This is a genomic window from Kitasatospora sp. NPDC056651, from assembly GCF_042792155.1.
Taxonomy (GTDB): Bacteria; Actinomycetota; Actinomycetes; order Streptomycetales; family Streptomycetaceae; genus Kitasatospora.
This window is the reverse complement of record NZ_JBHTWX010000059.1, coordinates 1-10,434: the sequence shown is the minus strand read 5'-3', so window position 1 is coordinate 10,434 and position 10,434 is coordinate 1. Positions and strand designations below refer to the sequence as shown.

Below are 10,434 nucleotides of genomic sequence, written 5' to 3'. Positions count from 1 at the left end.
GCGCCTCCGGCTCCGGCTCCGGCTCCGGCTCCGGGTCCCGACGCCGCCCGGGAGGCCGTCACCACCCTGTCGGTCCCGCGCTGGGCGCCCGCCGTTCCCGCCCCCGCTTCGGGGCGCCGCCACGACCGCCGCGCCGTCGTCCTCTGCGGCGTCGACGCGGACGTCCCCGGGGCGATCCGGCTGGAGACGGCCAGGCGGCGGCCGGAGAGCCGCTTCCGCGACCTGTCCTGGAAGCTGCTGGAGACCGTCCGGGCCCTCACAGCCGAGGACGGCACGGTGCTGGTCCAGGTGGTCTCCGAGTCCCCCGCCCTGGCCGGCCTGCTGCGCTCGGCGGCCAAGGAGCACCCCCGGTTCCTCGGCCAGGTGATCGTCCTGGACGGCGCCACGGCCGCCGACCCGGCCGCGGTGGCCTCGGCGGTCGCGGAGAACGCCGACGGCGCGGACGACCTGGTCCGCTACCTCGGCGGCGTCCGGCAGACCCGTACCTGGGCCCCCGCCGTTCCCGCCGCCACCAGCTCCGCCCCGCCGTGGCGCGACGGCGGCGTCTACCTCGTCACCGGCGGGGCCGGCGGCATCGGCGCCGCGACGGCCCGCCGGATCGCCGCCGACGTCCGGCGGCCCACCCTCGTCCTCGCGGGCCGCTCGCCCGCCGACGACCGGGTGTCGGCGCTGCTGGCCGACCTGCGCCGGGCGGGCGCCGAGGCGCGCTACGTACGGGCCGACGTCTCGCGCTGGGAGGAGGTCCGCCACCTCGTCGCCGAGGCCGGCGAGGTCACCGGGGTGGTGCACGCCGCCGGCGTGGTCCACGACGCCCCGCTCGCGGACAAGACCCGGGCCCGGTGGGAGGAGGTCCTCGGCGCGAAGGCGGACGGCCTCGTCCACCTCGACCGGGCCACCGGGCACTGCCCGCTGGAGTTCCTCCTCGTCTACTCCTCCGGTTCCGGGATCACCGGCAACCCGGGGCAGTGCGACTACGCGGCCGCCAACGCCTTCGTGGACGAGTTCGCCGCCGCCCGCAACGCCTCGGTCGCCCGGGGGCAGCGGCGCGGCCGGACGCTGTCCGTCGCCTGGCCGCTGTGGCGGGACGGCGGCATGGCCGTGGACGAGCGCACCCGGGCCTACCTGTGGGAGGACCGCGGACTGCTGCCGATGCCGACGGAGACGGGCCTCGCCGCCCTGGTCGACGCCTGGCACACCGGGGCGGACCAGGTCTGGGTGCACCACGGCGCGCCCGCACCGGCACCCGCGCACGTGCCCGCACCCGCGCCCACGCCGTCACCGGCGCCCGCACCGGCACCCGCGCAGGTGCTGGACCACCTGCTCCAGGTCTTCGCCGAGGTCAGCAAGCTCTCCTCGGCGGAGATCGATCCGGACCGGCCGTTCGTCGACATCGGCCTCCACTCGGTGATGGTGATCCAGCTCAACCGCGCCCTCGCCCCCTTCTACCCCGGGGTCTCCTCGACTCTCTTCTACGAGCAGCCCACCCTGCGGGCGGTGGCCGCCGCCCTCGGCGCCGGCCCCCGGCCGCAGCCCGCCCCGGAGCCGCGACCGCAGGCTCAGCCGCGACCGCGGTCGCAGCCTCAGCCGCAGCCCCGGCCGGGCGCCGCCTCCGACGAGCCCATCGCCGTCATCGGCCTCAGCGGCCGCTACCCCGGCGCCGACGACCTGGACGCGTTCTGGGAGAACCTCCGGGCCGGCCGCGACTGCGTCCGGGAGCTGGACCGGTGGCCGCTGGACGGCTTCTTCGAGGCCGACCGAACCACCGCGGTGGCCGGCGGGCGCAGCTACAGCAAGTGGGGCGGCTTCCTCGACGGTTTCGCGGACTTCGACCCGAGGTTCTTCGGCATCGCCCCGCGCGACGCGTACGCGATGGACCCGCAGGAGCGGCTGTTCGTCCAGGCCGCCTGGGAGGTGCTGGAGGACGCCGGGTACACCCGGGCGCGTCTCGCCGACCAGCACGCCCACCGGGTCGGGGTGTTCGCGGGTGTCACCAAGGTCGGGCACGCCCGGCACGAGGCGGGCCGCCTGCCCTCGGGTGAACTCGTCGTCCCCGGGCTGTCGTTCGCCTCGCTGAGTGCCCGGGTCTCGTACCTGCTGGACCTGCGCGGGCCGAGCCTGACCGTGGACACCATGTGCTCGGCCTCGCTCACCGCGATCCACGAGGCCTGCGAGCAACTGCGCGGCGGCGCCTGCGAGGTGGCGATCGCCGGTGGCGCGAACGTCTACTCCCACCCGCTGGACTACGTCGAGCTGTGCCGTTCCGGCATGCTCTCGGAGGACCGGTACTGCCGCAGCTTCGGCGCCGGCGGCCACGGGTTCGTGCCGGGCGAGGGAGCCGGCTGCGTGCTGCTGAAGCCGCTGTCCCGGGCACTGGCCGACGGGGACCGGGTGTTGGGGCTGATCCGCGCCAGCGGCGTCAACCACGGTGGGCGCAGCACCGGTTACACCGTGCCGAGCCCGACCGCCCAGTCCGCGCTGATCCGCGAGGTGCTCGACCGGGCCGGCGTCTCGGCCCGGCAGGTCGGCTACGTGGAGGCGCACGGCACCGGCACCGAGCTGGGCGACCCGATCGAAGTCGCCGGGCTGGCCGGGGCGTTCCGGCAGGACACCGAGGACCGGCAGTACTGCGCGATCGGCTCGGTGAAGTCCGGCATCGGGCACCTGGAGGCCGCGGCCGGCGTGGCCGGCCTCACCAAGGTGCTGCTCCAGCTCGGACACCGGGAGCTGGTGCCCACGCTGCACGCCGAACAGCCCAACCCGAACATCGACTTCGGGTCTTCCCCCTTCCGGCTCCAGCGCGAACTGGCGCCCTGGCACAGTGACGGCCCGCGGATCGCGGCGGTGTCCTCCTTCGGTGCCGGCGGCTCCAACGCGCACGTGATCGTCGAGGAGTATCCCGTGCAACCCGCAGACGACACCGAGGACGGCGCCGAGCAGGTCGTCGTCCTGTCCGCCCGGACGCCCGAGCAACTCACCGCCTCCGTCGACCGCTTGGCCGCGTTCCTCGACCGTGAGCCGCGGACGCCGCTGGCCGACCTCGCGTACACCCTCCAGACCGGGCGGGAGGCGATGGCCGAGCGGTACGCGGTCGCGGTCTCCTCGACCGGGGACCTGCGGGCCGCGCTGCGCGACGGCCGTGGGCACCGGGGCAGCGCCGGGGCGTCCGACGGACTGCTCGCGGAACTCGCCTCGGACGGCGACCTGCAGGAGCTGCTCGTCCGGCGGTGGAGTGCCGCCGGGGAGCTGTCCAAGCTCGCCGCCCTGTGGGCGTCCGGCATCGGCGTCGACTGGCGGCTGCTGCACCGGGAGCCGCGGCGGACGCTCTCGCTGCCGACGTACCCGTTCGCGGCGGAGCGGTTCTGGATCGCCGACCTGCCCCGGGCCGGGGCCGCGCCCGCGCCCATACCCGCACCCATACCCGCGCCTGTACCCATGGCGGAACCGGTGCCCGCACCCGCGCCCGTCAGCGCCCCGGAACCGGCCGACCTCGATCGGCTGGTGCCCGCGCTGGTGCGGGAGAAGGTCGCCGCCGCCCTCGCGATGGACGCCTCGGAGGTCCTCGACGGGCTGGCGTTCGCCGACCTGGGGTTGGACTCCATCCTCGCCGTGCGGGTCGTCCACGAGCTCAACACCGCGCTCTCGCTGGACCTTTCGACCACGGTGGTGTTCGACCACAGCACGGTGGACCGGCTGACCGCCCACCTGCTCGGCGACTACCACGAGCTGATCGCCACCGGGCCCGTCCCCGGCACGCCCGAACCCGTCCCCACCGCCACCCCCGTATCCGCCACCGCCGCACCCACCGCCGCACCCGCCACCGCCGCCGTCCGCGCCGCCGACCCGGCCCGGGGCCCGATCGCGATCGTCGGCATGAGCGGCCGGTTCGCCGGCACCGGCTCGCTCGACGAGCTGTGGACCCGCCTGGAGCACGGCGACGACCTGGTCACCGATGCCACCCGCTTCCGCCTCGACGGAGTCAGCCCCTGCACCCGGGGCGGCTTCCTCGACCGGATCGACGAGTTCGACGCGATGTTCTTCACCATCTCCGGCACCGAGGCCGCCGTGATGGACCCCCAGCAGCGGCTGCTGCTGGAGGAGTCGTGGAAGGCCCTGGAGGACGCGGGCTACGCGGGCCGGATGGAGCAGCGCCGGTGCGGCGTGTACGTCGGCGCCTGGGCCGGGGACTACTTGGAGCTGCTGGACGACGCCGCCCCGGCCCAGGCCCTGTGGGGCAACATGGCCTCGGTGATCCCCAGCCGGGTCAGCTACGCCCTCGACCTCAAGGGCCCGGCGATCGCCGTCGACACCTCCTGCTCCAGCTCGCTGGTGGCGATCGACCTGGCCTGCAAGGACCTCTGGTCCGGCGAGACCTCGATCGCCCTGGCCGGCGGGGTGTTCGTCCAGGCCACGCCCCGGCTGTACGGTCTCGCGGGCCGCGCCGGGATGCTCTCCCCGAGCGGCCGCTGCCACAGCTTCGACCACCGGGCGGACGGCTTCGTCCCCGGCGAGGGCGTCGGGGTGGTGGTGCTCAAGCGGCTCGCCGACGCCCTGGCGGACGGTGACCACGTACACGGGGTGATCACGGCCGTCGGGGTCAACCAGGACGGCGCCACCAACGGGATCACCGCCCCGAGTTCGCTCTCCCAGGAGAGCCTGATGAGCGACCTGTACGAGCGCTCCGGCATCGACGTGGAGCGGATCGGCCTGGTCGAGGCGCACGGCACCGGCACCCCGCTGGGCGACCCGATCGAGTTCCGGGCGCTGGACCGGGTGTTCCGCGCCCGCACCGACCGGACGGAGTACTGCGCACTGGGCTCGGTGAAGACCAACATCGGGCACACCCAGTTCGCCGCCGGCATCGCGGGCGTGCTGAAGGTCCTGCTGGCGCTCCGGCACCGGCGGATCCCCGCCTCGCTGAACTTCGAGACCGCCAACGAGGCCGTCCCGCTGGCCGGCAGCCCGTTCTACGTCAACACCCGTTCCCGCGAATGGACTTCACCCGACGGCGGCCCGCGCTGCGGGGTGGTGAGCTCGTTCGGCGCCAGCGGCACCAACGCCCACGTCGTCATCGAGGAGGCGCCGCGGGTCGAGCGGCCCCCGGCGCCGCGCACGGACCTTCCGGTGGTCCTGTCGGCACGCACCGGGGACCAGCTCGCCGAGCAGCGGCGACGGCTGGCCGCGCACCTGCGGGCCGATCCCTCGGTGCGGCTGGACGACCTCGCCCACACGCTCTGGGTCGGCCGCAAGCACTTCGAGCACCGCTTCGCCTGCCTGGCGGGCGACACCGGCGAGTTGCTCGCGGTCCTCGACGGCACCGCGCCCGCCCGCCCGGCCACCGACGCCCCGGCCCCGCCGCCGGCCCGCCTCGTCCCGCTGCCGACGTACCCGTTCGCCCGGGACCGGCACGGGCCCACCGCCGCCCGCAACCAGGCCCAGGACCGCGACCGGGACCGGGACCGGGCCCAGGACCGCGACCGCGACCGCGACCGCGACCGCGACCGCCTCACGCTGTCCCGTACGGACGGCCTGCTGCGCGACCACGTCGTGGGGGGCCGGCACATCCTGCCGGCCGTCGCCCACCTGGAGCTGGCCCGCCGGGCCCTGGGCGGCGACCGGCTCCGGATGACCAATGTGACCTGGGTCCAGCCGCTGGAGGTCGGCGCGGAGCCCGTCGAGGTGCTGGTCGGCCTGCGTGCCAACCCCCGTGGCGGCCACCGGTTCGAGGTCTCGACCGGCGGGACCGTCCGTTGTGAGGGCACGGTGGCCCGTTCGGACGCCCCGCGCCCGGCCCGGGTGGACCTCGCCGCGCTGCGCGCCGCCTGCCCGGAGACGGTGACCGGCGAACGGATCCACGCGGCGCTGCGGTCGATGGGCATCGAGCACGGCCCGACCCTGCGGGCGATCCGGCGGGCCCACGTGGGCACCGGCACGGTGCTCGCCGAACTGGCCCTGCCCGACGGGGCCGAGCCGGGGGCGCTCGCCCCCGCCCTGCTGGACTCGGCGATCCAGGCCACCGTCGCGGCGCACCTGACCGAACTGCGCGACACCGCCGTGCCGTTCGCGCTGGAGCGGCTCGACCTGTTCGCGCCCTGTGTGCCGGCCATGACGGCCGTGGTGCGGGGCATCGACGCCGGACCGCTCGGCCGGCTCGACATCGACCTGGTGGACGGGGACGGCGAAGTCCGGGTGCGGCTGACCGGCTACAGCTCCCGCCGGACCGGACCGAAGGCCGATCCCCGAACCGAGCCCCGAACCGAACCCCGAACCGAACCGAAGGCCGAAGCCCACGCCGACGCGCACTCCGAGGCACCCGCCGACCCCGCCCTCTACGCCCCCGTCTGGGACCCGATCACCGTGACCGGCCCCCGCGTCCCCTCCCCCGCCGACCGCGTGCTGGTCGTCGGCGGCCCGACCCCGGTCGAGGGCGCGCTCGGCTGGCCGCTGCCCTCCTCGGCGACCGTCGAGGAGGCGACGGCGGCACTGCGCGGCCTCGGCCCGATCGACCACCTGGTGTGGGCGGCGCCCGAGAGCAAGCTCGCGCCCACCGACGCCGCCGGCTACACCGCCGCCCAGCAGGACGGCGTGGTGGCGGCGTTCCTCCTGGTGAAGGCGCTGATCGCGGCGGGCTACGACGCCAGGCCGCTCGGTATCACCCTGGTGACCACCCGGGCGCTCGCCACCCACCCGGACGACGCCGTCCAGCCCGCGCACGCCGGACTGCACGGCCTGTTCGGCTCGCTGGGCCGGGAGTACGGCCACTGGACCGTCCGGAGGGTCGACCTGGACGGCTCCGGCTGGCCCGCCGACCTCACCGAACTGCCCGCCCACTCCCCCGACGACTCCTGGGTCCGGCGGGCCGGCCAGTGGCTCGCCCGCCGCTGGGCCCCGTGCGAGGCCCCGCGGCGCCCGGTGTACCGGGACGGCGGCGTGTACGTCGTCATCGGCGGCGCCGGCGGCCTGGGTTCGGCGTGGACCCGGCACGTCGTCGAGAACCACGGCGCCCACGTCACCTGGATCGGCCGCCGGGCCCAGGACGAGGCGGTCACCGACCGGATCCGCGCCGCCGGCGGGCCCGAGCACGTCCGCTACCTCCAGGCCGACGCCGGTGACCCGGCCGCGCTGCGCCGGGCCCTGGACGAGGTGCGGCGCGAGCACCCCCGGGTGCACGGCGTCGTCCAGGCGGCCCTGGTGCTGCGCGACCGCACCTTCGCCCGGATGGACGAGGCCGACCTGCGCGCCGCCCTGGCCGCCAAGGTCGACGTGACGACCGCGATGGCCGAGGCCTTCGACGGCGAGCCGTTGGACTTCGCGGTCCTGCTGTCCTCCATGCAGTCCTTCACGACCGCCGCCGGCCAGGGCAACTACGCGGCCGGATGCACCTTCAGCGACGCCTACGCCCACGCCCTGGGCCGGCACTGGGACACCCCGGTCCGCACCATGAACTGGGGCTGGTGGGGCGGTCTCGGCAGTGTGACCTCCGAGTTCTACCGGGAGCGGATGACCCGGGTCGGGCTGGTGTCGATCGAGCCGCCGGAGGGGCTGGCCGCGCTGGACGCCCTGCTCGGCGGTGCGCAGCCCCAGCTCGCCTACGTCCGGACCGACCGGCGCAACACCCTGCCCAACTTCGACCGCGCCACCCGGGTGACCGCGCCCGGCCCGGTCGCGCTGCCGCACCCCGGCGCGCTGCCGACCGGCGTCGACGAGGCGGACGCCGAGCTGGGCGAGGACGTGCGGTGGCGGCGCGCCGAACGGGACCCGTGGATCGCCAAGGTCCTCGCCGCGCAGCTGGCCGGCGTCGACCGCGCGGCGGTCCTGCCGCAGTACGCGCGGTGGTGGGAGCACTCGGAACCGGCCCTGGTGCCCGCCGATCCGGTGGACGTCGTGCTGGGCCGCTGGGAGCGGCAGTGCGAACGGTGGTCCGCGGACCCGGACCGGGCGGCGGAGCTGCGCCTGGCCTCGGCGATGCTCCGGGCGCTGCCGGGCATCCTGACCGGCCGCACCCGGCCCACCGACGTGATGTTCCCGCGCGGCTCCATGGAACTGGTGGAGGGCTGCTACCGGAACAACCGGGTCGCCGACCTGTTCAACCGCGCCATGTCCAGGACGGCCGCCGCCCTGGTCGCCGAGCGCCTGCGCCGGGAGCCCGGCGCACGGCTGCGGATCCTGGAGATCGGCGCGGGCACCGGCGGCACCAGCGTGGGGATGTTCGCGGCGCTCAAGCAGTACCAGGAGAGCATCGGGAGCTACGTCTACACGGACCTTTCCAAGGCCTTCCTGAACCACGCCCGGGCCTCCTACGGGCCGGAAGTCCCCTACCTGGACTGCCGGTTGCTCGACATCGAGCGGCCGCTCGCCGGGCAGGAGATCACCGAGGGCGCCTTCGACCTGGTCATCGCCGCGAACGTGCTGCACGCGACCAGGGACACCCGCACCACCCTGCGCAACGCCAAGGCCGCGCTGCGGCCCGGGGGTTGGCTGCTGCTGAACGAGCTGTCGGCCTTCGACCTGTTCAGCCATGTGACCTTCGGCCTGCTGGAGGGCTGGTGGCTGTTCGACGACCGGTCGCTGAGGATTCCCGGCTCGCCGGCGCTCTCGCCGGAGAGCTGGCGGGACGTGCTGGCCGGTGAGGGCTTCCGCACCGTCGTCTTCCCGGTGTCCCGGGCGCTGCCGCTCGGTCAGCAGGTCATCGCGGCGGAGAGCGACGGGGTGTCCCGGCAGCTGGTGGCCGACGGCCCGCCGGCGCCCCTGCCCGCGGCTGCCCGCACCGTCGAGGCACCGGCGTCCCGCACCGTCGAGGCACCGGCGTCCCGCACCGTCGAGGCACCGCCCGCCCGGACCGTCGCGCCCCCGCCCCCGCCTTCGCCCGCGGCCCCGGCTCCGGCTCCGGCTCCGGTCCCGGCCCTGGTCCCGCCCGCACCCTCCGCCGCGGCCGAACTGATCCTCGCCAAGGCCGCGACCGTCCTCGGCATCCCGGCCGAGCGGATCGACACCTCCACCCCGCTCACCGACTACGGCCTGGACTCGATCCTCGTGCTCCAGCTCACCAACGCCCTGCGCGAGGACTTCGGCGAGGAGATCTCCCCCACCCTGCTGTTCGAGGCCGAGAGCGTCGACGCCCTCTGCGCCCGTCTCGGCGGCGCCGCCCCCGGCCGGCGGTGGCCCCTGGCCAGCGGCCAACTGACCATGTACCGGGACCAGTCGCGCTGCCCGGACTCCATCGCCTACCACCTCCCGATCCTCTTCGAGGTGCACGGCGAGCCGGACGAGGCGGCGCTGGAACGCGCGGTCCGCGAGCAGTCCCGGATCCACCCGGTCCTGGGCGCGGTGGTCACCGAGCAGGGCGGCGTCCCGCACCTGGACGTCGATCCGGCCCGGGGCCCGTCCTTCGCCCGGGTCGAGCTCACCGCCACCACCAGGGCAGGCCAACTGGCCGCGCTGCGCGCGCTGGTGGGCATCCCCTTCGACCTGGCCGCCGGCCCGCTGGTCCGGGCACACCTGGTCACGCTCCCCGACGGCCGCCGGCTGCTGCTGATCACCGCGCACCACATCCTGCTGGACGGCACCTCGACGGCGGTGCTGGTCCGCACCCTGCGGGAGTGCTACCTCGGCCGGGGCCGGCTGCGGGACGCCGAGTTCGGCGAATTCGTCACCTGGGAGCAGGAGTTGCTGACCGGTCCGGGAGGCCTGCGGCACCGCGACCACTGGCTCGCGGAGCTGGCCGGCGCGACCGGGACGCTCGACCTGCCCTACGACCGTCCGCCGGTCCCCGGGCGACTGCCCCGGGCGGAGGCGATCACCCTGCGGCTGCCGCGGGAGCTGGCCGACGAGGTCGCCGAGGCCGCGAAGCGGCACCGGGTCAGCGTCTCGACCGTGCTGCTCGCCGGCTACACCCGGCTCCTCCACCGGGCGACCGGCCAGAGCGACCTGATCACCGGGGTCACCACGGCCGCGCGTTACGAGGAGCGGTTCCAGGACGTGGTCGGCCAGTTCGCGAACTGCCTGCCGATCCGCTCCACGACCATGGGGGACACCGCCGAGCTGCTCCGCACGCTGCACCGCCGGGTGGTGGCCGGGATCGAGCACGGCGCCTACCCGCTGGCCGGGATCGCCCGCGCCCGGGGCGGCGCCCGGGCCGCCGAAGAACCGCTGGTGCGCACCAACTTCCTGTTCCAGAACTTCGACGGCGCCCGGCTGCTGACCGACGGGTCCCCCACCGGGCCGGGAGAGTTGGACCTCCGCACCTTCGACGACCTGCCCTACCCGGGCGAGTACCCCCTCGCCCTGGAGGTCTACCGGGACGGCGACGGCTACAAGGCCTTCCTGAAGTACGACACCCAGCTCTTCGAGGAGGCCACCGCCCGCCGCCTCGCGGACGAGTGGCTGGCCGCCGTCCGGGAGGTACTGGCGGCCTGACCAGGAACAGGAGGCCGGGCC

1 protein-coding gene is annotated in these 10,434 nt (G+C 75.5%); it reads left to right on the top strand.

Annotation, left to right across the window (positions count from 1 at the left end):
* Positions 1-276: 276 nt before the first annotated feature.
* Positions 277-10,413, top strand: a complete 10,137-nt coding sequence (locus ACFRAR_RS22555) for an SDR family NAD(P)-dependent oxidoreductase (RefSeq protein WP_380699925.1) — start codon at positions 277-279, stop codon at positions 10,411-10,413.
* Positions 10,414-10,434: the final 21 nt, after the last annotated feature.